At 61.7% G+C, this 24,734-nt stretch carries 24 protein-coding genes; 12 read left to right on the top strand and 12 right to left on the bottom strand.

The features are described from left to right. Positions 1-67: 67 nt before the first annotated feature. Positions 68-1,270: a cytochrome P450 gene (locus C8K66_RS20345; RefSeq protein WP_017848950.1), complete on the bottom strand. Its 1,203-nt coding sequence runs from the start codon at positions 1,268-1,270 to the stop codon at positions 68-70. Between the two features lie 200 nt (positions 1,271-1,470). On the opposite strand from C8K66_RS20345, the gene C8K66_RS20340 reads away from it, so the two are divergent. The 4 genes from C8K66_RS20340 (at position 1,471) to C8K66_RS20325 (ending at position 4,685) form a co-directional block, all read left to right on the top strand. Next, positions 1,471-1,818 carry a hypothetical protein gene (locus C8K66_RS20340; RefSeq protein WP_017848951.1) on the top strand — a complete coding sequence of 116 codons (348 nt, stop codon included), beginning with the start codon at positions 1,471-1,473 and terminating at the stop codon, positions 1,816-1,818. A gap of 414 nt (positions 1,819-2,232) precedes the next feature. Then, a complete protein-coding gene (locus C8K66_RS20335) occupies positions 2,233-2,583 on the top strand; it encodes a hypothetical protein (RefSeq protein ID WP_046381569.1) in 351 nt (116 codons plus the stop codon). Between the two features lie 283 nt (positions 2,584-2,866). After that, complete coding sequence (locus C8K66_RS20330; RefSeq protein WP_108525771.1) at positions 2,867-3,640, top strand: SDR family oxidoreductase; 774 nt, start codon at positions 2,867-2,869, stop codon at positions 3,638-3,640. A 115-nt stretch (positions 3,641-3,755) separates the two neighbouring features. Continuing rightward, the gene (locus C8K66_RS20325; RefSeq protein WP_017848954.1) at positions 3,756-4,685 is read left to right on the top strand and encodes a LysR family transcriptional regulator; all 930 of its coding nucleotides are present in this window, start codon (positions 3,756-3,758) and stop codon (positions 4,683-4,685) included. A gap of 33 nt (positions 4,686-4,718) precedes the next feature. Here the strand turns inward: C8K66_RS20325 and C8K66_RS20320 are convergent, their stop codons facing one another. Then, a complete protein-coding gene (locus tag C8K66_RS20320) occupies positions 4,719-5,441 on the bottom strand; it encodes a response regulator transcription factor (protein ID WP_017848955.1) in 723 nt (240 codons plus the stop codon). A gap of 437 nt (positions 5,442-5,878) precedes the next feature. Between C8K66_RS20320 and C8K66_RS20315 the strand changes: the two genes are divergently transcribed. Further along, complete coding sequence (locus C8K66_RS20315; RefSeq protein ID WP_108525768.1) at positions 5,879-8,152, top strand: CHASE2 domain-containing protein; 2,274 nt, start codon at positions 5,879-5,881, stop codon at positions 8,150-8,152. A 182-nt stretch (positions 8,153-8,334) separates the two neighbouring features. Here the strand turns inward: C8K66_RS20315 and C8K66_RS20310 are convergent, their stop codons facing one another. The 4 genes from C8K66_RS20310 to glyQ form a co-directional block, all read right to left on the bottom strand. Continuing rightward, the gene (locus C8K66_RS20310; RefSeq protein ID WP_046381565.1) at positions 8,335-9,105 is read right to left on the bottom strand and encodes a 1-acyl-sn-glycerol-3-phosphate acyltransferase; all 771 of its coding nucleotides are present in this window, start codon (positions 9,103-9,105) and stop codon (positions 8,335-8,337) included. Between the two features lie 82 nt (positions 9,106-9,187). Further along, positions 9,188-9,727: a D-glycero-beta-D-manno-heptose 1,7-bisphosphate 7-phosphatase gene (gmhB, locus tag C8K66_RS20305; protein ID WP_169850580.1), complete on the bottom strand. Its 540-nt coding sequence runs from the start codon at positions 9,725-9,727 to the stop codon at positions 9,188-9,190. Next, entirely contained in the window at positions 9,727-11,781 is a 2,055-nt protein-coding gene (gene glyS, locus C8K66_RS20300; protein ID WP_017848960.1) for a glycine--tRNA ligase subunit beta, read from the bottom strand. Before glyS ends, gmhB begins: the two co-directional genes overlap by 1 nt. Continuing rightward, on the bottom strand, positions 11,778-12,731 hold the full coding sequence (gene glyQ / locus C8K66_RS20295) for a glycine--tRNA ligase subunit alpha (RefSeq protein ID WP_003213601.1): 954 nt from the start codon (positions 12,729-12,731) through the stop codon (positions 11,778-11,780). The genes glyS and glyQ overlap by 4 nt, the downstream gene beginning before the upstream one ends. Before the next feature lie 81 nt (positions 12,732-12,812). Here glyQ and C8K66_RS20290 point away from each other — a divergent pair, with 81 nt between their 5' ends. Continuing rightward, positions 12,813-13,370, top strand: coding sequence for a DNA-3-methyladenine glycosylase I (locus tag C8K66_RS20290; protein WP_017848961.1), 558 nt, complete (start codon positions 12,813-12,815; stop codon positions 13,368-13,370). A 40-nt stretch (positions 13,371-13,410) separates the two neighbouring features. Beyond that, complete coding sequence (locus tag C8K66_RS20285) at positions 13,411-14,298, top strand: lysophospholipid acyltransferase (protein ID WP_017848962.1); 888 nt, start codon at positions 13,411-13,413, stop codon at positions 14,296-14,298. 123 nt (positions 14,299-14,421) lie between these two features. Here the strand turns inward: C8K66_RS20285 and C8K66_RS20280 are convergent, their stop codons facing one another. The 5 genes from C8K66_RS20280 to def all read right to left on the bottom strand — a co-directional run bounded on the left by C8K66_RS20280 (position 14,422) and on the right by def (position 18,985). Further along, complete coding sequence (locus tag C8K66_RS20280; RefSeq protein WP_108525766.1) at positions 14,422-14,733, bottom strand: hypothetical protein; 312 nt, start codon at positions 14,731-14,733, stop codon at positions 14,422-14,424. A gap of 19 nt (positions 14,734-14,752) precedes the next feature. Further along, a complete protein-coding gene (gene trkA, locus C8K66_RS20275) occupies positions 14,753-16,126 on the bottom strand; it encodes a Trk system potassium transporter TrkA (protein WP_046381563.1) in 1,374 nt (457 codons plus the stop codon). Between the two features lie 22 nt (positions 16,127-16,148). After that, positions 16,149-17,459: a 16S rRNA (cytosine(967)-C(5))-methyltransferase RsmB gene (gene rsmB, locus C8K66_RS20270; RefSeq protein WP_046381562.1), complete on the bottom strand. Its 1,311-nt coding sequence runs from the start codon at positions 17,457-17,459 to the stop codon at positions 16,149-16,151. Next, the gene (gene fmt / locus C8K66_RS20265; protein WP_108525764.1) at positions 17,456-18,409 is read right to left on the bottom strand and encodes a methionyl-tRNA formyltransferase; all 954 of its coding nucleotides are present in this window, start codon (positions 18,407-18,409) and stop codon (positions 17,456-17,458) included. The genes rsmB and fmt overlap by 4 nt, the downstream gene beginning before the upstream one ends. A 69-nt stretch (positions 18,410-18,478) precedes the next feature. Beyond that, entirely contained in the window at positions 18,479-18,985 is a 507-nt protein-coding gene (gene def, locus C8K66_RS20260) for a peptide deformylase (RefSeq protein ID WP_017848967.1), read from the bottom strand. A gap of 135 nt (positions 18,986-19,120) precedes the next feature. On the opposite strand from def, the gene C8K66_RS20255 reads away from it, so the two are divergent. The 3 genes from C8K66_RS20255 to C8K66_RS20245 all read left to right on the top strand — a co-directional run bounded on the left by C8K66_RS20255 (position 19,121) and on the right by C8K66_RS20245 (position 21,667). Then, positions 19,121-19,897 (top strand): hypothetical protein, encoded by a 777-nt coding sequence (locus C8K66_RS20255; protein ID WP_057004926.1) that lies wholly within the window; start codon positions 19,121-19,123, stop codon positions 19,895-19,897. Positions 19,898-19,960: 63 nt separating this feature from the next. Further along, a complete protein-coding gene (dprA, locus tag C8K66_RS20250; protein ID WP_057004927.1) occupies positions 19,961-21,055 on the top strand; it encodes a DNA-processing protein DprA in 1,095 nt (364 codons plus the stop codon). A 54-nt stretch (positions 21,056-21,109) separates the two neighbouring features. Beyond that, positions 21,110-21,667: an L-threonylcarbamoyladenylate synthase gene (locus C8K66_RS20245; RefSeq protein WP_017848970.1), complete on the top strand. Its 558-nt coding sequence runs from the start codon at positions 21,110-21,112 to the stop codon at positions 21,665-21,667. 131 nt (positions 21,668-21,798) lie between these two features. On the opposite strand, the gene C8K66_RS20240 is transcribed toward C8K66_RS20245, so the two are convergent. Further along, positions 21,799-22,776: an NADPH:quinone reductase gene (locus C8K66_RS20240; protein WP_057004928.1), complete on the bottom strand. Its 978-nt coding sequence runs from the start codon at positions 22,774-22,776 to the stop codon at positions 21,799-21,801. 160 nt (positions 22,777-22,936) lie between these two features. Between C8K66_RS20240 and hemF the strand changes: the two genes are divergently transcribed. Continuing rightward, a complete protein-coding gene (gene hemF / locus C8K66_RS20235) occupies positions 22,937-23,869 on the top strand; it encodes an oxygen-dependent coproporphyrinogen oxidase (protein WP_017848972.1) in 933 nt (310 codons plus the stop codon). Beyond that, a complete protein-coding gene (gene aroE / locus C8K66_RS20230) occupies positions 23,869-24,687 on the top strand; it encodes a shikimate dehydrogenase (protein ID WP_017848973.1) in 819 nt (272 codons plus the stop codon). The genes hemF and aroE overlap by 1 nt, the downstream gene beginning before the upstream one ends. Positions 24,688-24,734: the final 47 nt, after the last annotated feature.

Raw genomic sequence — 24,734 nt, 5'->3', positions numbered from 1 at the left:
GCTCAATGCAGGTCAGTCATGCTGACCCACATGTCGCCCTCGCCGCCAAGCTGTCCAGCATAAAACGCTATCGGATCTCGGGGGGAAGGCCGGCGCCCAGCGGTTGAGACGGCGGTTTCTGAATCTGCAGGTGTAGAGAAGAAAACCCGCCGGCAGGGAAAAACGCGTTCACTGGTTCTTTATCCGGCGCCAGCGTAATCCGGCTGGTGCGTCCAAGCAGTTCCTCCATCACGATCCGTAGTTCCAGTCTGGCAAGCGGCGCACCGGGGCAGACATGAATGCCGGCGCCATAGAGCAGGTTCAGCTCGGGATCGCGATCGAGGCGCAATTCATCGGGATCTCCAAAGACCGCTTCGTCCCGATTGGCGGACGCCCAGTTGAGGGCAATACGCGAACCCTTCGCCAGCGTGCGCCCGCCCAGCGTGACCTCTTTCGTAGTCACCCGACGGTTCATGATCAGTGGTGCATGAATACGCAGTATTTCATCAATGGCGACAGGTAACAGCGCGGGTTGTTCGCGCAATCGCTGCTGCCACCCGAAGTTGGTCGCCAGATAGTGCGCAAGAATGCCGACCGAGGCGGAAATGGTTCCGAGTTCGCCGACTGTCCAGTTACGTAGAATGCTGACGATCTCGTCGTCCGTCAGGGGCCTTCCCAAGGACTGGTCGCGTAGCAAGAGGGTCGTGATGTCATGCGATGCAGCAGCGCCAGCGGTACGGCGCACGTCCAGCAGATCCTTGATGTAACCGTCAAACTCAAGGGCCACGGCACTCAGGGCCGCCTCGTCTCGGGACAGCGTGGCCGAGTGATTCTTCAGCGTCCACAGGCGCAGCGGTTCATGAAAATCCGCCGGCCAACCCAGCCAGGCACACTGGATCTGCAACGCAAAGATCTGGGCAAATTCGCCGATCAGTTCTGCACGGCCTTCATCCGGTAACGCCTGCACCAGACGAACCGCTATATCACGGCACGTCGGCGCAAAGGCATCCATAGGCTCCGGGCTGAAATAACGCTCGATGAGGTTCCGGTACGCCGTATGTTCGGGCGGATCCATTCCGTTGGGGACCGCGGGGAAACGCGAGACGGCATTACTGAAGGTTTCATGATCGTTAAGTACGCGCAGCACATCCGCATGCCTGAATAACGACGTATAGCCATATTGACTGTGTGCGACCGGGCAACGGTGGCGCATGTCGTCATAGGCTGTCGTCTGATCCTTTAATACGGCTTCAGACCTGGGATCCCAATCCGGTAGCGATTTCTTGTCCATCGTTTACTCCATAAACCCGTCCCGCTGAGAATCCGGAAACAAGGAAGCAAGGTTTGTCGGCCTACTTGTACTCGGTCGGGACATGTAGGAAATACCCGCTAGACTGAAACCATGCACGACGTCCCTACGTCGGCATCACTTGGGTGAAGTCTGTACGGGCTTATAGGGAAAATCGGCTATTAGCTAGCCAGGGGGTTGTGATGAGTAAGCTTCAGCAGTGGGTAAACTCGCAGGGCAGCACTGCGCTGTGGGTGGTGTTCTGGCTCTACGGGGTGGTGCTCAGCAATGTACTGTTTGGCCTGATTCTGGTCGCCTTCAACAAAGTTGCACCCTCCCTGTTTGGTCTAATGCTGCTGGGTTTTGTGGCCTACACCGCGTGCATGCTCAATGCGGTATGGCGCAATGCGGATAATGTCAGTGACCCCCTCTACGGTCAGATCGCTCGTTTCCTCACGGTGGCCTGGTCGATCAACGCGGTATTGGTTTCGGGCTTTCTCTTCCTGGGCCATCTGAATGCCGTCGCCCTCCCCCTGCCGCTGCCTTTTTGATTCCAGATAACCTGGGCCCTCAATGTGGGGTTTGAACGTTAGAGCCCAGGTCATTGCGCCGTTGCGATTATCGCGCCAATTGATTGTCTGCATAGTTGATCAATATCAATTCCATTATTTCTGTCGATCGCCATCACCGTTTCAACGCTATCTCAAGTGCAACAACTCGATCTTCGCTCATGACGCATAGCGGCTCTGTAGAACGTTGAGCGCTGTTCAACCCCTCCCTTCAACAAATTGCCTCAACTGGCGATAGGAAGTCATATTGACTATTCCTTTGTCATTATGACCTTTTTCGAGTTAGGTCATAATGACAGTGTTGTTATTTAACTAGTTGATATTAAACAATAAAATTGTTGGCCCGGTTTGTGTATTAGGTAATGAACTTAACGCAAACCCCAAAGGGACAATCTCATGACTCGTACCATCGCGCTCAGTTTCACCCTGTGTACACTGCTGTCTCCGCTATGCCAGGCAGACCAGATAATCCGTGTAGTCCCCGACACAACCGCCGGCAAGGGGGTCGGCGTTTTGACCGGAATGATGGTTGGCGCGGTAGGTGGCCCGATTGGAGCATTAGTCGGCGCAGCTGGCGGATTTTTCGCCGGCAGTGCGGTGCAAGGAGGCATTGGCAAGTCTGAAACCGCTTATGAAGTGAAAAACGCGCAAGGCGAGATTAGTACGGTGCGCTCACCCAATGGGCGTTTTGAAGTCGGGCAACAGGTCACCCGTAAAGGTGTGCGACTGGTGGCATCTGAGGAGTAAGAGGCTCCCGTCTGCGTCTTCCCAAGCATTCCAGGCCCTCCGTGGAGTTGCACACATAGATGGTTCGGCTAATCCTCACCGATTAGCTGAACATCACGAAAAGAGCCCGCCAAATCGCGGGCTTTTTTTGCATTCGATCCAGGTTTTTATTACGTGACCTTCCCCGCTCCAATCTGCCTGATTGGGGTGTTTTTCTGGATTATTCATCCAGTCATCCACGGTTTATCGCCGCGTTGAAGCGGCCTAATCTCGATTCTCCATCGATTCGTGAAGGAGATTCCCCATGGCAGACCATTCCATTAAAGGCAAAGTCGTTCTCATCGCGGGTGGCGCGAAGAACCTTGGCGGTCTCATCGCCCGTGATTTGGCCGCACAGGGTGCCAAGGCTGTCGCGATCCATTACAACAGCGCCGCGTCCAAGGTTGATGCCGATGCCACGGTTGCCGCCGTTCAGGCCAGCGGCGCACAGGCCGTCGCGCTGCAGGGGGATCTGACGACGGCCGGCGCCATCGAGAGGTTGTTCGCCGATACCGTCGCTGCGGTCGGCAAACCCGACATCGCCATCAACACCGTTGGCAAGGTGCTCAAGAAGCCGATGGCCGAGGTGAGTGAAGCCGAATACGACGAGATGAGCGCGGTCAATTCCAAGACCGCTTTCTTCTTCCTCAAGGAGGCGGGCAAGCACCTCAACGACCATGGCAAGATCTGCACGATAGTGACGTCGCTACTGGGCGCCTTCACGCCGTTCTATGCCGCCTATGCCGGCACCAAGGCGCCGGTCGAACACTACACCCGAGCGGCCTCCAAGGAATTGGGCGCGCGCGGTATTTCGGTGACAGCGGTCGGTCCGGGGCCGATGGATACGCCGTTCTTCTACCCGGCCGAAGGCGCCGACGCGGTGGCCTATCACAAGACCGCCGCCGCGCTCTCGCCGTTCAGCAAAACAGGCCTGACCGACATCGAGGATGTGGTGCCTTTCATTCGCCATCTGGTCAGTGACGGCTGGTGGATCACCGGCCAGACCATTCTCATCAATGGCGGGTACACCACCAAGTAAATCCATTATCCGCAGTGTGATCTTCGTCGCCATCCGCTGCTGGGGCGCCGTACAATCGACGCAAAGCAGGCGCCCCTGGGCAGGCTGACGTCGGGACCATCGGCAGGGCAGATACATGGACAGATTCGACCAGTACCGCGTATTCGCCAAAGTGGCCGAGATGGGCAGCTTCATCAAAGCTGCCAACGCGCTGGAGATGCCACGAGCGTCGGTGTCTGCGGCCATCCAGCAGTTAGAGGCTCAACTGGGCGTGCGCCTGCTGCATCGCACGACGCGGCAGGTACGGCTGACACCCGATGGGGAGCAATTGCTCAGCCGTGTGCGCCCGGTGTTGTGCAACGTCGAAGACATCGACCAGTTATTCCAGGCCAGCCAGCGGCAAGTTTCCGGCCGGCTGATCATCGATGTGCCCAGCCGCATTGCCCGCCGGGTCATTGCGCCAGCGCTGCCCGGCCTGTTGCGTTGTCATCCCCTGCTTCAATTGATTTTGGGTTCGACCGACCGGGCCATCGATCTGGTGCAGGAAGGTGTGGACTGCGCGGTGCGCGTTGGCGCGCTGCATGACAGCAGTCTTGTGGTGCGGCCGCTGGGTCAGATTGCCTTGATCAATTGTGCGAGCCCGGCCTATCTGCTTGAGCATGGAGAGCCTCAGCAGCCTGCGCAGCTACTCGATGGACATTGGACCATCGGTTATGCCTCGCCGAAGTCGGGCAAGGAACTGCCTTGGGAATACCTGTCCGGCGACGGCAGCGTGCAGCGGTTCGACGTGCCGAGCCGGGTGATCGTGAACAATGCCGAAAGCTATATCGCTTGCTGCCTTGCAGGGTTGGGGTTGATCCAGATCCCGCGCTTCGACGTCCAACACCTGCTGGACTCACGACAACTGGTGGAGGTCATGTCGAGTTACTGTGCCGCTTCGATGCCGGTATCCCTGCTCTACCCGCACCGCCGGCAGCGTTCGCAGCGACTGGATGTGTTCCACGAGTGGTTCGAGGCATTGATGCGGCCGTATTTGGATAGCCGCCACGTCCCTCTGCATCAATAAAAGCCAAATGCTCCACGTGGAACATCGGCATTTTTAACCCGCTGAAGCGGCCGCCACACTCTCCAACCGGTAGCCGTATCCATAGATCGTCAACAACTGCCAACCCCGATCCGCGGTTAACCCCAGCTTGTTCCGCAGCCGATAGATATGTGTGTCCAGCGGCCGAGACGAGACCATTTCTTCATGGCTCCAGAACCGCTCATACAGATACTCGCGAGACAACGGCCGCGCCAGGTTGGCGAACAGGCAGCTGGCCAGGCGGTATTCGCGTTCGGTCAGGTTGATCGGTTTGCCCGCACGGGTGACGGTCAGTTCGGCGTCGTCAAAGGTCAGGTCGTTGAAACTTTGCACTTCAGACGTCGCCGACTTTTGCAGACCGTGGCGGCGCAGGACGGCGTTGACCCGGGCTTTGAGTTCATTCGGGCGAAAGGGTTTACTGACGTAATCGTCGGCGCCGCTGTTCAGGGCGGTGACGATATCGCTCTCGGCATCGCGGCTGGTGAGCATGATCACCGCCGGGGGCGATTCCATGTGTTCACGGGTCCAGCGCAGCAAGGCGATGCCGCTGATGTCGGGCAGCTGCCAGTCGAGGATCAGCAGGTCGAAGGTTTCCCGGCGCAGTTGGCGCAGCAGGTCCTCACCGCGTTCGAAGCAATGCACAGACCAGGGCTGTTCCAGGTTGCTGGGGATCTGTCGCAGTGTCTGTTCCACCCGCTGCAATTCAGCGGGTTCGTCATCCAGTATTGCGACACGCATGGGTGGGTCCTTTCTACTTGGAAATATTTCAGCTGTCGGCCGGTCGAAGAGCGGGCGTCCTTGCTGCGCAGATGCCAGTCATTGAATCTGAAGAATTGTGCTCAGATTCAACGACCCTTTGGATCTCTCGGTACGCTGATATCAAAGGGCCGTTAACGCTTTGAAAAACCATGCGGCTCAGGGGGAAAGATACCGACTCCCGTGCGTAAGGAAAAGGATCAGTGCCGCTGGCATTGCATAGCCGTGCGGGTAGCTGATACTGCGCCCCGATGTACGGTATGTTTCAACGAACGCTTTCAGGAAAAAAACCGGGGCGATCAAAATGAGCTTCACTGGGTTCAGCACCACACCGCGCACCACCTGGAGGGAGAAACCGGGTCTATGACATCTTCAACTGTCCATTTTCAGCAGCGGTGCGGGTTCCTGGCGGTCGCCCTGTGATGCTGTGGCGCAAGGCCGAAAAACGCCAGCCCACCCAGGCGCAGTTGTTGTTCCATGGCCTGTTTCGGGAGTGGCTGTGGATTGGCCTGGTGTTGCTGCCCTTTACTGCATATTTGTCCTCAAGTGCGGGCCTGGCCTTCAATAATCCGCTGTATGACGGCCTGCGCCGCCTGACCCCTCTGCCGGTCGATCCGCGCATTTTGCTGGTGACCATCGATGACCAGAGCCTGAAAAAGCTCGGCCAATGGCCATGGCCGCGCAGCCTGCATGCCGACGTCATCAACCGTCTGAGCGCTGCCCAACCCGCGGGTATCTTGTTCGATGTGATCTTCAGTGAGCCGCGCAACGCCACCGATGACCAGCGCCTGGCCAATGCCGTGTGCAACGCTGGGAATGTTTTGCTTCCCCTGGAACGCGATGGCGGCGCGAGCCAGCCGGGCGAACAGCTGTTGCCGCTGCTCAATTGCGCCAAGGGGCTGGGCCATATCAACGTCGAAGCAGACAGCGACGGTGCCGTCCGCAGCCTGTATCTGCGTGAAGGCCCGCCTGGGAACACCCTGCCGCAGTTGGCATGGCTGGCGTATACGTTGAGCGGGCAAACCGCGCAAATGCCGGGACGCAGCGAACAACCCAACAGTCAGCGCTGGCATCGGGAATATAGAGTTCGCGTCCCGTCCACGTCTGAGCCGCATGGGTTTCCCAGTGTGTCCTACGCCAGCGTATTGCACGGCGAAGTGCCGGCCGAATTGCTGCGCGACCGCCTGATCCTGGTGGGCGCCAGCGCCTATGGGCTGGGGGACCGTTTTGTGACGCCGCTCTCCTCCACTCCGGATACCACCGCCGGTGTGGAAATCCAGGCCAATGTGCTCAACGGGTTGCTGCAGGAGCGCAGCATTGTCGACCTCCCCGGCTGGCTCGCGGCACTGATCGCCACGGCCTGGGTGGCGTTGTTGCTCGGCCTTTTGCTGTACCGCCCACGTTACGCGCTGTGGATGACCTTGGGTTGCATGGCCGGCGCGTTGCTCGGCGCGTGGGCGCTGTTACGCCTTGGCCATTGGTGGTCGCCCGCGGCCTGCCTGATCGGTATGTTGCTCAGCTACCTGATCTGGAACTGGCGCCGCCTGAGCGTGATCCTTGCCTACTTTGGCTGGGAACTGGCGCGCCTGGACAACGAACCCAAGGTGCTGCCCGAACGCCGCCGAGCGCCCGCGAACAAAGGCGATGTGTTGCAAGGGCGCATCTTTGCCCTGGAGCAGGCCGTCAGCCGCACCCGTGACACCCGACGCTTCATGGCCGATGGCCTCGAATGCCTGCCGGTGGCGACCCTGATCACCGACCCGCGTGGCAACATCCTGTTGGCCAACCGCATTGCCCGCGACGTATTCGGCAATGACCTGGTCAACCAAAACCTGCTCGAACAGCTCGCCGACCTGGGTTATCCACCCCTGCATAACGGCGTGCGCCCTGCCTTGTCCGCCCTGGAAATCGTCGAGTTCCGGGACATCCACCAACGCAGCCTGCGCATGGAAATCGCACCCTTGCTGCCCGCCGAAGGCGATGTCGCCCTCGGCTGGCTGCTCAGCCTGACCGACTTGAGCAAGGAGCGCGAAGCCCAGCAACACCGCGAAACCATGCTGCGCTTCCTGTCCCACGACCTGCGCGCGCCGCACTCGGCGATCCTCGCGTTACTGGATGTGCATAACGCGGAGTCGCCGGTGTTTGCCCAGATCGAGCAGCAGGTTCGACGCGCCTTGAGCCTCACCGAATCATTCGTACAACTGGCGAAAGCCGAGGCTGACGGCTACCACTTCCAGCCAAGCCTGTTTGCCATGCTGGTGATGGATGCGTTCGATCAGGTGGCGGTGATTGCGCAGCTCAAGGGCATCCAGTTGATCCACGACCTGGATGAAGCGGATGAAGGCATGGTGTCGGCCGATCAATCCCTGCTCACCCGCGCGTTGTTCAACGTGCTGGAGAACGCGATCAAATACTCGCCGGCCGGCACCACCGTGAGGTTGAGCCACGGCAGCGCGCAAGGTTGGCTGGAGTGTCGCATCAGCGACCAGGGCCCGGGCATTGCGGCAAAGGATTTGCCGGAACTGTTCAGCCAGTACCGCCGCTTCGATTCTGCCCAAGGCAGCGAAGGCCTTGGGTTGGGCCTGACCATGGTCAAGGCCGTTGTGGAGCGGCACGGTGGCCGTATCTGCTGCGAAAGCGTGGTGGGCAAAGGCACCACATTCACCCTGCAGCTGCCCCAGTTGGAAGACTGACAACACGTGCTTTTGCGCTGTGTATAAAAAACCGGTCTCAAGGACCGGTTTTTTTATCCAAAAAAAACTTATGCACGTTTTTAGTATTTTTATGAGTTCAGGAAATATCTAATAAAATCATCTTGTTATGAAGAGAAAATGCCATTTTGCCAACAAACCGTACACAGGTTATCCACAGATGATCAGGCCACCGGCGTGTCCACCGCCACCGGCTCCGGCGGCAGCGAACCCATGGCGCGTTGCTGGGCTTCATTCCAGGCGGCGGCGCGGTCATTCAGTGCGGCAATTGCACGCGGCCCTTCACCTTCGGCGTACATCGGTTCCCCGATCACCACGGTGATGGTGCCTGCACGTTTTGCCCAACCGGTTTTTGGCCAGTACTTGCCGGCATTATGTGCAATCGGCAACACAGGCAGGTGGGCGTTGACGGCCAATGCCGTGCCGCCACGTGAGAACTTGCCTACGGTGCCGTAGGGCACACGCGTACCTTCCGGAAAGATCAGCACCCAGACGCCGTCCTTGAGCAGCTCGTCGCCCTTTTTGGCCACATGCTTGAGCGCCGCCTTGGGGTTGTCGCGGTCGATGGCGATCGGGCGCAGCATCGCCATCGCCCAGCCGAAGAACGGCACATACAGCAGCTCGCGCTTGAGCACTTGGCTCAGGGGCGAGAAGTACGCCGAGAGGAAGAACGTCTCCCACGTGCTCTGGTGGTTCGAAAGAATCACGCAGGGCTGATCCGGGACGTTTTCCGCGCCCTTGACCTCGAAGCGGATGTTCAGGAACACCTTGCTCAGCCACAGCGCGCAGCGGCACCAATAGACGTTGATGAAGCGATAGCGCGCCTTGAACGGCAGAAAAGGCGCGATAAAAAAGCTCAGGGTGCACCAGAGAAACGAACTGGTGCCCAACAGCAGGTAAAAGAAGAAGGTTCTGATGGCCTGCAAAATCGACATGGCGGCATTTACCGTTGCGGGACACAGCCCGCCTGTTGAAGGCGCACTCCCGAACAGTCCTTGGTCAGGCAGTCGAGGGCGGCTAGTTGTTGATAAGTTCTGCGGCAACCGCCGCCAGATCGTCAAAAATCAAGGTGCCTACCGGCAGGTTTTTCGCCTGGGTCTTTTCGCCTTTCCCGGTCTTTACCAAAACTGGCTGAGAGTCGACGGCTTTGGCCGCCTCCAGGTCACCGAGGCTATCCCCGACGAACCATAGCCCAGCCAGGGGCACGTTGTAATGTTCTGAAATAGTTTTCAACATGCCAGGCTTGGGTTTGCGGCAATCGCAGCCCTCATCCGGCCCGTGGGGGCAGTACACCACCAGCCCCACCTCACCGCCCTGCTCCGCCACCAACGTGCGCAAGCGCGCGTGCATGGCGTCCAGGGTAGCGATGTCGTAGTAGCCGCGGGCGATGCCGGACTGGTTGGTGGCGACGGCCACCGTCCAGCCGGCCTTGCTCAACTGCGCGATGGCCTCGATCGCGCCGGGCAGTGGGATCCATTCCTCCACCGACTTGATGTAAGCGTCGGAGTCGTAATTGATCACCCCGTCCCGATCGAGAATCAGCAGTTTCAACATGATCAGCCCAATACGGAAATGTCAGCGATGTTGATGAACAGACCGCGCAGACGCGCCAGCATGGCGTAGCGGTTTTTCCGCACGCCGGCATCTTCGGCATTGATCATCACCGCTTCGAAGAACGCATCCACCGGCTCGCGCAAGGTAGCCAGGCGCGCCAGTGCTTCGGCGTAGTTGCGTTCGGCGATCAACGGTTTCACCGCATTTTCCGCCTTGGCGATGGCCGAGTTCAGCGAGAACTCCTTGGCATCGGCGAACAGGCCTGGGTCGACATCGGCATTGCCGAGGTTGTCGGCCTTGCTCAACAGGTTCGACACGCGCTTGTTCACGGCGGCCAGGGCGTCGGCTTCCGGCAGTTTGCGGAAGGCCTGCACGGCTTGCACGCGTTGGTCGAAGTCCAGCGCCGAACCCGGTTGCAGCGCACGTACCGACAGGTACACCGAAACGTCCACGCCTTCGTCTTCGTAACGCGCACGCAGGCGGTCGAACACGAACTCCAGCACTTGCTCGGCCAGGCCGGTTTGCTTGACCTTGCCGCCGAACTGGCCGACCGCGAACACCACGGCCTGGGTCAGGTCGAGGTCGAGCTTCTTGTCGATCAGGATCCGCAGCACGCCCAGGGCCGCCCGGCGCAGGGCATACGGGTCTTTACTGCCGGTAGGCAGCATGCCGATGCCGAAGATCCCGACGAGGGTATCCAGCTTGTCGGCAATGGCCACGGCCGCACCGGTCAGGGTGGTCGGCAATTCGGCGCCAGCACCGCGCGGCATGTACTGCTCGTTCAGGGCCAGGGCGACATCGTCCGGCTCGCCGTCGTTGAGGGCGTAGTAGTAACCGGCAACGCCTTGCATTTCCGGGAACTCGCCGACCATCTCGGTGGCCAGGTCGCACTTGGACAGCAGGCCTGCGCGCGCAGCCCAGGCAGCGTCACCGCCAATGCGCGGGGCAATGTAGGCGGCCAGTTTGGAAACGCGCACAGCCTTGTCGTAGACGCTGCCGAGTTTTTCCTGGAACACCACGTTTTGCAGGCGCAGGTTGAAGTCTTCGAGCTTCTGCTTCTTGTCTTGCTTGAAGAAGAACTCGGCGTCGGTCAGGCGCGGGCGCACGACTTTTTCGTTACCGGCGATGATCTGCTGCGGGTCCTTGCTTTCGATGTTGGCCACGGTGATGAAGCGCGGCAGCAACTTACCGTCCACGTCCAGCAGGCAGAAGTACTTCTGGTTGTCCTGCATCGTGGTGATCAGCGCTTCTTGCGGCACATCGAGGAAGCGTTCTTCGAACGAGCACACCAGCGGCACCGGCCATTCAACCAGGGCGGTCACTTCGTCCAACAGGCTTGGCGGCACGATGGCGGTGCCTTCCTGCAGGCGGGCCAGCTCTTCGGTGCGCTTGCTGATCAGCTCGCGACGCTCGTTGGCGTCGGCCAGCACATAGGCGGCGCGCAGGTCGTTGAGGTAGTTGGCCGGCGCGGTGATACGCACGCTTTGCGGGTGGTGGAAGCGGTGACCACGGGAATCGCGGCCGGCTTTCTGGGCAAGGATGGTGCAATCGATGACCTGGTCACCGAGCAGCATCACCAGCCACTGGGTCGGACGCACGAACTCTTCCTTGCGCGCACCCCAGCGCATGCGCTTGGGGATCGGCAGGTCGTTCAGGGAGTCTTCGACGATGGTCGGCAACAGGCTGGCGGTCGGCTTGCCTTTGATGACCTGGCTGAAACGCAGTTTCGGGCCGCTCTGGTCGATCTCGCTCAGCTCGACGCCACACTTCTTGGCAAAGCCCAGCGCTGCTTGGGTCGGGTTGCCTTCGGCGTCGAAGGCGGCCTGGCGTGGCGGGCCGTCGAGGTTGATGCTGCGATCCGGCTGCTGGGTTTCCAGCGCGGTCAGCAACACCGCCAGGCGACGCGGCGCGGCGTAGACTTTTTTCGCCTCGAACTTCAGGCCGGCGCTTTGCAGGCCTTTTTCGATACCGGCCAGGAACGCATCGGCCAGGGTGTTCAGTGCCTTGGGTGGCAGCTCTTCGGTGCCCAGTTCAACCAGAAAATCTTGAGCACTCATTGTGCAGCCTCCAGCTTAGCCAACACTTCATCACGCAGGTCCGGGGTTGCCATCGGGAAGCCCAGCTTGGCGCGAGCCAGCAGGTAGGCTTGGGCGACGGAACGCGCCAGGGTGCGAACACGCAGAATATATTGCTGGCGCGCGGTCACCGAGATGGCGCGGCGGGCGTCCAGCAGGTTGAAGGTATGGGACGCCTTCAACACCATTTCATAGCTCGGCAACGGCAGCGGCTGGTCCAGTTCGATCAGGCGCTTGGCTTCGCTTTCATAGAAGTCGAACAGTTCGAACAGCTTCTCGACGTTGGCGTGTTCGAAGTTATAAGTCGACTGCTCCACTTCGTTCTGGTGGAACACATCGCCGTAGGTCACTTTGCCGAACGGGCCGTCTGCCCACACCAGGTCGTAGACCGAATCCACGCCTTGCAGGTACATGGCCAGGCGCTCGAGACCGTAGGTGATCTCGCCGGTCACCGGGTAGCACTCGATGCCGCCCGCTTGCTGGAAGTAGGTGAACTGCGTGACTTCCATGCCGTTCAGCCAGACTTCCCAGCCCAGGCCCCAGGCGCCCAGGGTCGGCGATTCCCAGTTGTCTTCGACGAAACGGATGTCGTGGACCAACGGGTCGAGGCCGACATGTTTCAGCGAGCCGAGGTACAGCTCCTGGAAGTTGTCCGGGTTCGGCTTCAATACCACCTGGAACTGGTAGTAATGCTGCAGACGGTTCGGGTTTTCGCCGTAGCGGCCGTCAGTCGGGCGCCGACTGGGCTGCACATAAGCGGCGTTCCAGGTTTCCGGGCCGATGGCCCGCAGGAATGTAGCGGTGTGGAAAGTGCCGGCGCCTACTTCCATATCGTAGGGCTGAAGTACCACACAACCTTGCTCGGCCCAGTACTGCTGGAGGGCGAGGATCAAGTCTTGGAAGGTACGCACGGCTGGCGTAGGCTGGCTCACGAAATTCACCTGTTACTTGGGCTGCGATTTAAAGAGCGGGAGTATACCCGATTCGGCCGCGCCACCATCCCCTGGAGCCTTATGCCACGCTGCTTTTGGTGTTCTGAAGATCCGCTGTACATGGCTTATCACGATCAGGAGTGGGGAACGCCGCTGCGCGACGCGCAGGGTTTGTTCGAGTTACTTTTGCTCGAAGGGTTCCAGGCGGGCCTGTCCTGGATCACCGTTTTACGCAAACGCGAGCATTATCGAAAGGTCTTGTTCGGTTTTGATGCACAGCGCCTGGCGCGGCTGAGCGATGCCGAGATCGAAGCGTTGATGCTCGACCCAGGCATCGTGCGCAATCGTCTGAAGCTCAACGCCACCCGCCGCAACGCCGCGGCCTGGTTGGCGCTGGAGGACCCGGTGGGGCTGCTGTGGTCGTTTGTCGGCGGCGTGCCCAAGGTCAATCACTTCAAGGACCGCAGCGAAGTCCCGGCGATTACCGCCGAAGCCGAGGCCATGAGCCGCGCGCTGAAAAAAGCCGGTTTCACCTTCGTCGGGCCGACCATTTGCTACGCGTTCATGCAGGCCTCGGGCATGGTCATGGACCACACTCAGGACTGCGACCGTTACGCGGACTTGGCCAACGCCGGTTAGAATGCGCGCTTTGCGCACCACACACGATCAGGAGTGACCTGTGGAAAAGTTTAAAGGCGCCTTGCTGGTAGGCGCTCTCCGGTTGTTTGCCCTGCTGCCCTGGCGCGCCGTGCAAGCCGTAGGTTCGGCGATTGGCTGGATCATGTGGAAAACCCCCAACCGCTCCCGCGACACGGTGCGGATCAACCTCTCAAAGTGCTTCCCTGACATGGACCCGGCCGAGCGCGAGCGCCTGGTGGGCCGCAGCCTGATGGACATCGGCAAGTCCCTGACCGAAAGCGCCTGCGCCTGGATCTGGCCGGCCCAGCGCTCCATCGACCTGGTGCGCGAAGTCGAAGGCCTGGAAGTCCTCCACGAAGCCCTGGCCTCGGGCAAAGGCGTGGTCGGTATCACCAGCCACCTGGGCAACTGGGAGGTGTTGAACCACTTCTATTGCAGCCAGTGCAAACCGATCATTTTCTACCGCCCGCCGAAGCTCAAGGCGGTGGATGACCTGCTGCGCAAGCAACGCGTGCAACTGGGTAACCGCGTGGCGGCGTCCACCAAGGAAGGCATCCTCAGTGTCATCAAGGAAGTGCGCAAGGGCGGCCAGGTGGGCATTCCGGCCGACCCGGAGCCGGCTGAATCGGCGGGGATCTTCGTGCCGTTCTTCGCCACCCAGGCGCTGACCAGCAAGTTCGTGCCGAACATGCTCGCGGGCCACAAGGCGGTCGGCGTATTCCTGCATGCCCTGCGCCTGCCGGACGGTTCAGGCTACAAAGTGATCCTGGAAGCAGCGCCGGAAGACATGTACAGCACCGACACCGCCACCTCCTGCGCGGCGATGAGCAAGGTGGTGGAGCGTTATGTCGGCGCCTACCCGAGCCAGTACATGTGGAGCATGAAGCGCTTCAAGAAACGCCCGCCGGGTGAGGCGCGGTGGTACTGACTCAAAGGCAACCCAAAACCAATGTGGGAGGGGGCTTGCCCCCGATAGCGGTGTATCAGTCGATGCATATTGGACTGAACCACCGCTATCGGGGGCAAGCCCCCTCCCACATTTGAGTTCCGCTCAAGCCTGGCGGTCGAGTTTTTTCAGGAACACCGTCATTTCTTTTTCGGCCTGCTTGTCGCCATGGGCCTGAGCCGCCGCAATCCCCTTCTCCCAGGCCTGTCGCGCAGCAGGACGATCGCCCAATCCGGCGTGCGCCTTCCCCAACAGCTTCCACGCCGCCGAATACTTCGGATCAAACTCGACACACTTGTGCAGATGCTCGGCGGCCTTGGCGTTGTCCTTCAGGTCCAGATAACCCTTGCCCAGCCCAAAGCGCAGCAGGGCGTTATCCACACCCTTGGCCAGCATTTTCTCCAGGGATTCGAGCATGTCGGTGTACTCCGTTTGATCAGAAAAAGCTCAACCCCACGTGGAACAGCTTCTCCACATCGCGGATATGTTTTTTATCCACCAGGAACAGGATCACATGGTCACCGGTGGCAATTACCGTGTCGTCGTGGGCAATGATCACTTCTTCATCGCGAATGATCGCACCGATGGTGGTACCCGGCGGCAAGCCGATGTCGCGGATGGCCTTGCCGATCACCTTGCTCGACTTCGAGTCGCCATGGGCGATCGCCTCGATGGCTTCCGCCGCGCCGCGGCGCAGGGAGTGGACGCTGACGATATCGCCACGGCGCACGTGGGTGAGCAAGGTGCCGATAGTCGCCAACTGCGGGCTGATGGCGATGTCGATATCGCCGCCCTGGATCAGGTCGACATACGCCGGGTTATTGATGATGGTCATCACCTTCTTCGCCCCCAGCCGCTTGGCCAGCAGCGATGACATGATGTTGGCTTCGTCATCGTTGGTCAGGGCCAGGAAGATATCGGCGTCGGCGATGTTTTCTTCCATCAACAGGTCGCGGTCCGAGGCGCTGCCTTGCAGGACTACAGTGCTGTCGAGGGTGTCGGACAAATGCCGGCAGCGCGCCGGGCTCATCTCGATGATCTTCACTTGGTAGCGGCTTTCGATGGCCTCAGCCAAGCGTTCGCCGATCTGCCCGCCACCGGCGATGACGATGCGTTTATACGTCTCATCGAGACGGCGCATTTCGCTCATCACGGCACGAATATTCGCTTTGGCGGCGATGAAGAAGACTTCGTCGTCGGCCTCGATCACCGTGTCGCCCTGGGGCAGGATCGGCCGGTCACGCCGGAAAATCGCCGCGACGCGGGTTTCCACATTCGGCATGTGTTCGCGCAGTTGGCGCAGTTGCTGGCCGACCAACGGCCCGCCGTAATAGGCCTTCACGGCGACCAGTTGCGCTTTGCCGTCGGCGAAGTCGATCACCTGCAACGCGCCGGGAATCTCGATCAGGCGCTTGATGTAGTGGGTGACCACCTGCTCCGGGCTGATCAGCACGTCCACCGGGATCGCGTCGTTGTCGAACAGGCCGGCGCGGGTCAGGTACGCGGCTTCACGCACCCGGGCGATCTTGGTCGGGGTGTGGAACAGCGTGTGGGCGACCTGGCACGCGACCATATTGGTCTCGTCGCTGTTGGTCACGGCCACCAGCATATCGGCATCGTCGGCACCCGCCTGACGCAGCACCGTAGGAAACGACGCACGACCCTGCACGGTACGAATGTCCAGGCGGTCGCCCAGGTTGCGCAGGCGCTCGGCATCGGTGTCGACCACGGTGATGTCGTTGGATTCGCTGGCCAAATGCTCGGCCAGCGTGCCACCGACCTGCCCTGCCCCGAGGATGATGATTTTCATCCGGTCACTCCCTTTGAACCGTTCAGCCGCGTGCGGCGGCGATCTTGATCAGTTTGGCGTAGTAGAAGCCATCGTGTCCGCCTTCCTGTGCCAGCAATTGGCGCCCGTGGGGTTGCTTGATGCCGGCTGCGGTGGCGAGGTCCAGCTCGCGCGCGCCGCTGGTACGGGCGAGGAAGGCTTCGATGACCTCGGTGTTCTCGGTGGGCAAGGTAGAACAGGTGGCGTAGAGCAGGATGCCGCCGACTTCCAGGGTCGGCCACAACGCGTCGAGCAGTTCGCCTTGCAGCACGGCCAGGGCGGCGATGTCGTCGGGTTGGCGGGTCAGCTTGATGTCCGGGTGGCGACGGATCACGCCGGTGGCGGAGCACGGCGCGTCGAGCAGGATGCGCTGGAACGGCTTGCCGTCCCACCAGGTGGCGGTGTCGCGGCCATCGGCGGCGATCAGCTCGGCGCTCAGGCCCAGGCGTGCGAGGTTTTCCCGCACGCGCACCAGGCGCTTGGCTTCCAGGTCGACGGCGACGACGCCGGCCAGGTCTTTTTCGACCTCCAGGATGTGACACGTCTTACCGCCGGGGGCGCAGCAGGCGTCCAGCACCCGCTGGCCTGGGGCCAGGTCGAGCAGGTCGGCCGCCAGTTGCGCGGCTTCATCCTGCACGCTGATCCAGCCCTCGGCGAAGCCCGGCAGGCTGCGCACGTCGGTGGCGGCTTCGAGCACGATGCCATCGGTGCTGTACATGCACGGCGTGGCCGCGATGCCCGCATCGGTCAGCAATTGCAGATAAGCATCGCGGCGGTGATGGCGACGGTTGACCCGCAGGATCATCGGCGGGTGTGCATTGTTGGCCGCGCAGATGGCTTCCCATTGCTCGGGCCAGAAGGCTTTCAGGGATTTTTGCAGCCAGCGCGGGTGAGCGGTACGCACCACCGGGTCATGTTCCAGCTCGGCCAGCAGCGCTTCGCTTTCGCGCTGGGCGCGGCGCAGCACGGCGTTGAGCAGGGCTTTGGCCCAGGGTTTTTTCAGCTTTTCGGCGCAGCCGACGGTTTCACCGATGGCGGCGTGGGCCGGCACGCGGGTGTAGAGCAATTGATAGAGGCCTACCAGCAGCAGCGCTTCTACATCGGCATCGGCCGCCTTGAACGGCTTTTGCAGCAGCTTGGCTGCCAGCGCCGACAGCCGTGGCTGCCAGCGCGCGGTGCCGAAGGCCAGGTCCTGGGTGAAACCGCGATCACGGTCTTCGACCTTATCCAACTGGGTCGGCAGCGAACTGTTCAGCGAAGCCTTGCCGTTGAGCACGGCGGCCAGGGCCTTGGCGGCGGCCAGACGCGGGTTCATTGGGCGGCCACCCCGAGAAGCGTGCCTACGGCAAATTTCTCACGACGGCTGTTGAACAAATCGCTGAAACTCAGCGCCTTGCCACCGGGCAATTGCAGACGCGTCAGACACAGCGTCTGTTCACCGCAGGCGACCAGCAGGCCGTCCTTGCTGGCACCGATGATTTCACCGGGGGCGCCCTTGCCGTCGGCCAGGGTGGCAGCCAACACCTTCAAGGCTTCGCCGTTGAGGGTGCTGTGGCAGATCGGCCACGGGTTGAACGCGCGCACCAGGCGCTCCAGTTCCACGGCCGGGCGGCTCCAGTCGAGGCGCGCTTCGTCCTTGTTCAGTTTGTGCGCGTAGGTCGCCAGGCTGTCGTCCTGCACCTCGCCTTCGAGGGTGCCGGCAGCGAGCCCGGCAATCGCCTGGATCACGGCCGGCGGGCCCATCTCGGCCAAGCGATCGTGCAGGCTGCCGCCGGTGTCTTCGGCGGTGATCGGGGTGCTGACTTTCAACAGCATCGGGCCGGTATCCAGGCCCGCTTCCATACGCATCACGGTCACGCCGCTTTCGCTGTCGCCCGCTTCCACGGCGCGTTGGATCGGTGCCGCACCGCGCCAGCGTGGCAGCAGCGAGGCATGGCTGTTGATGCAACCCAGGCGCGGGATGTCCAGGACCACTTGGGGCAGGATCAAGCCGTAGGCCACCACCACCAGCAGGTCCGGTTTCAGCGCGGCCAACTCGGCCTGGGCCTCGGCGTTGCGCAGGGTCGGCGGTTGCAGCACGGGAATGTGGTGCTCCAGCGCCAGTTGCTTGACCGGGCTCGGCATCAGTTTTTGCCCGCGACCGGCCGGGCGATCCGGCTGGGTGTACACCGCGACGATGTCATAAGGGCTGGCGAGCAGGGCCTTGAGGTGTTCGGCGGCAAATTCGGGTGTGCCGGCAAAAACAATGCGCAGTGGCTCGGTCATGGGCGTTCTCGGTTAAAAGCAGTCACAAAAGAAAAAGGCTTGCCGCAGCAAGCCTTTGGAAGAAGGGCATCAAGCTTGCTGGCGGTGCTTTTTTTCCAGCTTCTTCTTGATCCGGTCACGTTTGAGCGTGGACAGGTAATCGACAAACAGCTTGCCGTTGAGGTGGTCGCATTCGTGCTGGATACACACCGCCAGCAGGCCTTCGGCAACCTGCTCGAAGGGCTTGCCGTCGCGGTCCAGGGCCCTGATCTTCACGCGCACCGGGCGCTCGACGTTCTCGTAGAACTCCGGCACCGACAGGCAGCCTTCCTGGTATTCGCCCATTTCGTCGGTCAGCGCTTCGAACTCGGGGTTGATGAACACCCGTGGCTCGCTGCGATCTTCGGACAGGTCCATCACCACGACACGCTGATGCACGTTGACCTGGGTCGCGGCGAGGCCGATGCCCGGGGCTTCATACATTGTTTCAAACATGTCATCGACCAACTGACGAACCTTATCGTCCACTACGGCCACCGGTTTGGCGATCGTGCGCAGGCGCGAGTCGGGGAATTCGAGGATGTTCAAAATAGCCATAAGCGTAATTGCTGCACATGTGAGGTAAAGGCAAATCGGCGTAGGGATGGACCCGCACGGCCGGTGTGGAACGCTCGGAAGCCGCGAAGGCTATGGCGTTTCACGCGAACGTACATAATAAAGGAGATTCACCCCATGAGGAAATCGCTACTCGTCTTGCTGCTCTGGGCGCCGTTCGCCCAGGCCCTGCTTCCATCGCCCGGCCCGCGCCTGGATCAACCGACGCAACAGGCCATCCAGCGATTTTTGTTACACAATCGCATCCTCGATTCGCCCCTCGATCTCGATAACGCGCCCTACGTTGTCGCGGCAGAGGCCGGGCGCGTGCTGGGGGCCAATGGCGAGCGCGTGCATGCCCGCGGCGTCCTGGACCCGGCCCAGCCAAGCTATGGGATTTTCCGCCGAGGCAAGGTCTACACCGACCCCAAAACCCAGGAGTTACTGGGTATCCACGCCGACGACATCGGCACCGCGCACTGGGTGATGGCCGGCGACCTGACCACCCTTGCCGTACAACGGGTTACCCAGGAAGTGCGCCCCGGCGACCGCTTGCTGCGTGCCGAACCGCCGGTTGCGCTGGCCAGCCTGGAAGGCCCGCAGGCCGCGCCGTTTATCGAAGGGCGCATCATCGACGTGCCCAAGGGCGTGACGCAGATCGGCGTGCTGGATGCCGTGACCCTGAATAAAGGCCGCCGCGACGGCCTGGTCGACGGCCAACGGCTGAATGTGATCAAGACCGGCGCCACGGTACGCGACGCTCTCAGCGGCGCTCCGGTGAAGCTGGCCGATGAGTACGGCGGCATGCTGCTGGTGTTTCGCACCTACGAAAAACTCAGTTACGGCCTGGTCCTCAATGCCTCGCGGCCACTGGCGGTGATGGACCGTTTCGAGACGGCCCGTCAAACGCAATAAATAGGCTGCTAAATAAGTTACCAACAGAGTTATCCACAGCTTGTTCCGGTCAAGGATGATCAGATGTATCCGATAAACAGCAGTGAAATTTCCCCGGCAGAACTGGAAGCCCGGCTACGCTTGCACAGGCTGCCGGAACTGGGCCCGAAGCGTTTTCGCCGGTTGATCGACGCGTTCGGCTGCGCCTCGAAAGCGCTCAGCGCGCCGGCCAGCGCTTGGCGTTCGCTCGGCTTGCCCGCCGTCAGCGCCGAGGCCCGGCGCAGCCATGAAGTCCGCGAGGGCGCGAGTGTCGCATTGGCCTGGCTGGCGCGTCCGGCCCAGCATTTGCTGATGTGGGACCAGCCTGAGTACCCCGCACTGCTGGCCCAGATCGATGACGCACCGCCGTTGTTATTCGTCGCCGGCGACCCTGCGATCCTGGAAAAACCCCAGTTGGCCATGGTCGGCAGCCGCCGCGCATCGCGCCCCGGCATGGACACCGCCGCCGCCTTTTCCCGCAGCCTGGCGAGTGCTGGGTTTGTCATCACCAGCGGCCTGGCCCTGGGCATTGACGGCGCGGCGCATCAAGCGGCCCTGGAGGTCGGCGGGCAGACCATCGGCGTACTCGGCACCGGCCTGGAAAAGTTTTATCCACAGCGCCACCGACGCCTCGCGGCCGCGATGATTGCCCAGGGCAGCGCGGTGGTTTCCGAGTTTCCGCTGGACGCCGCGCCCCAGGCCGGCAATTTCCCCCGGCGCAACCGCATCATCAGTGGTCTGTCGCTGGGCGTGCTGGTGGTGGAAGCCGGCATCGCCAGCGGTTCGCTGATCACCGCGCGGCTCGCCGCCGAGCAAGGGCGCGAGGTGTACGCGATTCCCGGCTCGATCCATCATCCCGCGGCCAAGGGTTGTCATCAGCTGATCCGCGACGGCGCGGTGTTGGTGGAAACCATCGAGCACATTCTTGAAGGCTTGCGCGGCTGGCAGGCGCTGCCGTGTCCGGTGCCGCTGCCGGCGACTCATCCGCTGGTCGCACTGCTGCATGCGGCGCCCCACACCAGCGAAGCCCTGGCGATTGCCAGCGGGCGGCCGTTGTCCCAGGTGCTGGCGAGCCTCACCGAGTTGGAGCTGGAAGGCCAGGTGATCTGCGAAAGCGGGCGTTGGCTCGCGCGCTGCTAGGTTTTGCAGGGAAGATCGGTAAACTGCGCAGAGCTTTAGTCCGGAGAGTGAGTAATGGTCAACAGGTGGCGTGTGCTGGAAGCCGCACGAGAAATTCGCGCAGGCGCGGTGATTGCCTATCCGACCGAGGCGGTCTGGGGCCTGGGCTGTGACCCGTGGAACGAAGCGGCGGTGGACCGGCTGCTGGCGATCAAGAACCGCTCGGTGGATAAGGGCCTGATCCTGGTCGCGGATACTATCCGCCAGTTCGATTTTCTCTTCGAAGACTTCCCGCAGGATTGGATCGACCGCATGGCCAGCACCTGGCCGGGGCCGAACACCTGGCTGGTGCCTCATCAGGACCTGTTGCCGGAATGGGTCACGGGGGAGCATGACACCGTGGCGCTGCGGGTCAGCGACCATCCGCTGGTGCGCGACTTGTGCTCATTGGTCGGGCCATTGATTTCCACCTCGGCCAACCCCCAGGGCCGCCCGGCCGCCCGCACGCGGATTCGCGTCGAGCAGTACTTCCGTGGCCAGGTCGATCTGGTGTTGGGTGGCGCCCTCGGTGGGCGCAAGAACCCGAGCCTGATTCGCGATCTGGTGACGGGTGAGGTTGTGCGGCCGTCCTGAGACCGTGGCGTGGCTATCGCGGGCAAGCCCGGCTCCCACATTCGATCGGTGTCCGTCATGACAACACGGTCAAATGTAGGAGCCGGGCTTGCCCGCGATGGCACCCTTAGCCACGCCAGAAACCCCAAGCCTTACGGCAACAGAATGGTCGACCCGGTCGTGCGCCGCGCCGACAGCTCGGTCTGCGCCTTGGCCGCTTCCGCCAGCGAGAAGCGCTGGTTGATATCGATGCGTACCTTGCCACTCTGGATCATCGAGAACAGATCATCGGCCATGGCCTGCAAGTCCTTGGGGTTGCTGGCGTAGGTCGCCAGGGTCGGCCGGGTGACGTACAGCGAGCCCTTGGCCGCCAGAATCCCCAGGTTCACCCCGTCCACCGCGCCCGAGGCGTTACCGAAACTCACCACCAACCCCCGGGGCGCTGCGCAGTCCAGCGAGGTCAGCCAGGTGTCCTTGCCGACGCCGTCGTACACCACCGGGCATTTCTTGCCGTCGGTCAATTCCAGCACGCGCTGTGCGACGTTTTCCTTGCTGTAGTCGATGGTTGCCCAGGCGCCGTGGGATTTGGCCACAGCGGCTTTTTCCGGCGAACTGACCGTGCCGATCAGCTTCACGCCCAGGGCCTTGGCCCACTGGCAGGCCAGGGAGCCCACGCCACCGGCTGCGGCGTGGAACAGGATGGTTTCGCCGCCCTTCAACTCATAGGTCTGGCGCAGCAGGTATTGCACGGTCAGGCCCTTGAGCATCGCGCCAGCGGCTTGTTCGAAGCTGATGTCGTCCGGCAGGTGAACCAGGTTGGCTGCGGGCAACACGTGCAGTTCGCTGTAGGCACCCAACGGCCCACTGCCGTAGGCCACGCGGTCGCCGACCTTGAATTGGCTGACCTCGCTGCCCACGGCGTCGACCACACCGGCACCTTCGGCGCCCAGGCCCGACGGCAAGGCCGGCGGCGCGTACAAGCCGCTGCGATAGTAGGTGTCGATGAAGTTCAGGCCGATGGCCGCGTTGCGCACCCGAACCTGCTGTGGGCCAGGTTCTGCTGGCGTGTAGTCCACATACTCAAGCACCTCGGGGCCGCCATGGGCGCTGAACTGGATACGTTTGGCCATCTGCACTTCTCCTGGGTTCGAATTTGGGTAGCCCCCTATCGGACTCCTAAGCTTGATCTTCGTCAACTGCGACGGAGTTGAGTGCGGTGGTATCCTGTGCGCCCATTTGCCGCCGACGCCCAATGGCCTCGCGTAGCTTTGCCCGATTCAAGGTGATGCCATGACTACCCGCACCGAGGCTGTTAAAGCCTATCTGCTTGATCTGCAAGACCGTATTTGCAGCGCCCTGGAAACCTTCGAGACGGACACTCGCTTTATCGAAGACGCCTGGACCCGGCCAGCCGGCGGCGGCGGTCGCACCCGTGTGATTGAAAACGGTACGGTGATCGAAAAAGGCGGCGTCAACTTTTCCCACGTGTTTGGCAGCGGCCTGCCGCCGTCCGCCAGCGCGCATCGCCCCGAGCTGGCCGGGCGTGGGTTTGAAGCGCTGGGGGTGTCGCTGGTGATTCACCCGCACAACCCGCATGTACCGACTTCCCACGCCAACGTGCGCTTTTTCATCGCTGAAAAAGAAGGTGAAGAGCCGGTGTGGTGGTTCGGCGGCGGCTTCGACCTCACGCCCTATTACGCCAACGAAGAAGACTGCATCCACTGGCACCGCGTGGCCGAACAGGCCTGTGCGCCGTTCGGCGCCGACGTTTATGCGCGCTACAAGGCCTGGTGCGACACCTACTTCTACATCAAGCATCGCAACGAACCGCGCGGCATCGGCGGCCTGTTCTTCGATGACTTGAACGAGTGGGACTTCGACACCTGCTTCGCCTTCATCCGTGCCATCGGCGATGCGTACATCGACGCCTACCTGCCGATCGTGCAGCGCCGCAAGGCCCAGGCCTATACCGAACAGCAGCGCGAATTCCAGGAATTCCGCCGTGGTCGCTACGTTGAATTCAACCTGGTCTACGACCGTGGCACCTTGTTCGGCCTGCAGTCGGGCGGGCGTACCGAGTCGATCCTGATGTCGCTGCCGCCCCAGGTGCGCTGGAGCTACGACTGGAAAGCCGAGGCCGGCAGCGAAGAAGCGCGCCTCACCGACTACTTCCTGCAAGACCGCGACTGGCTCGGCGTGGCTGCGCCCAAGGCGGCGGTCTGATGGACCGTTATGTGGTGTTCGGCAACCCCATCGGCCACAGCAAGTCGCCGTTGATCCACCGCATGTTCGCCGAGCAGACCGGCGAGCAACTGGACTACAGCGCTCTGCTTGCGCCGCTCGAGGATTTCATCGGGTTTGCCCGTGAGTTTTTTCAACAAGGCCGTGGCGCCAACGTCACGGTGCCGTTCAAGGAAGACGCCTACCGCCTGGCCGATACCCTCACCGCACGCGCCGAGCGCGCCGGGGCGGTGAACACCCTGAGCAAGCTGGCCGATGGCAGCCTGCTGGGCGATAACACCGACGGCGCCGGCCTGGTGCGCGACCTGACGGTGAATGCCGGGCTGCACCTGCAAGGGCAACGCATCCTCTTGCTCGGCGCTGGCGGTGCAGTGCGCGGGGCGTTGGAGCCGTTACTGGCCGAGCGGCCGGCGTCGCTGATCATCGCCAACCGCACCGTGGAAAAAGCCGAAATGCTCGCCGAGTTGTTCGACGATTTGGGCCCGGTGTCTGCCAGTGGTTTCGACTGGCTGTGTGAGCCGGTGGACGTGATCATCAATGCCACCTCCGCCAGCCTGTCAGGCGATGTACCGCCGATTGCAGGCAGCTTGATCGCGCCGGGCAAAACGTTTTGCTACGACATGATGTATGCCAAGGAACCGACCGCATTCTGCCGCTGGGCCACGGAACACGGCGCGGCGGTGGCGATGGATGGTCTGGGCATGCTGGTGGAGCAGGCCGCGGAAGCGTTCTTCCTGTGGCGCGGCGTGCGTCCGGATTCGGCGCCGGTGTTGGCTGAACTGCGCCGCCAATTGGCTTGAAGCAACTCGAAAGGTGGGAGGAGCAAGCCCCCTCCCACCTGTTTGAC

The organism is Pseudomonas sp. GV105 (genome assembly GCF_003058185.1).
Taxonomy (GTDB): Bacteria; Pseudomonadota; Gammaproteobacteria; order Pseudomonadales; family Pseudomonadaceae; genus Aquipseudomonas; species Aquipseudomonas veronii.
This window is presented reverse-complemented; position numbering and strand designations above follow the sequence as displayed.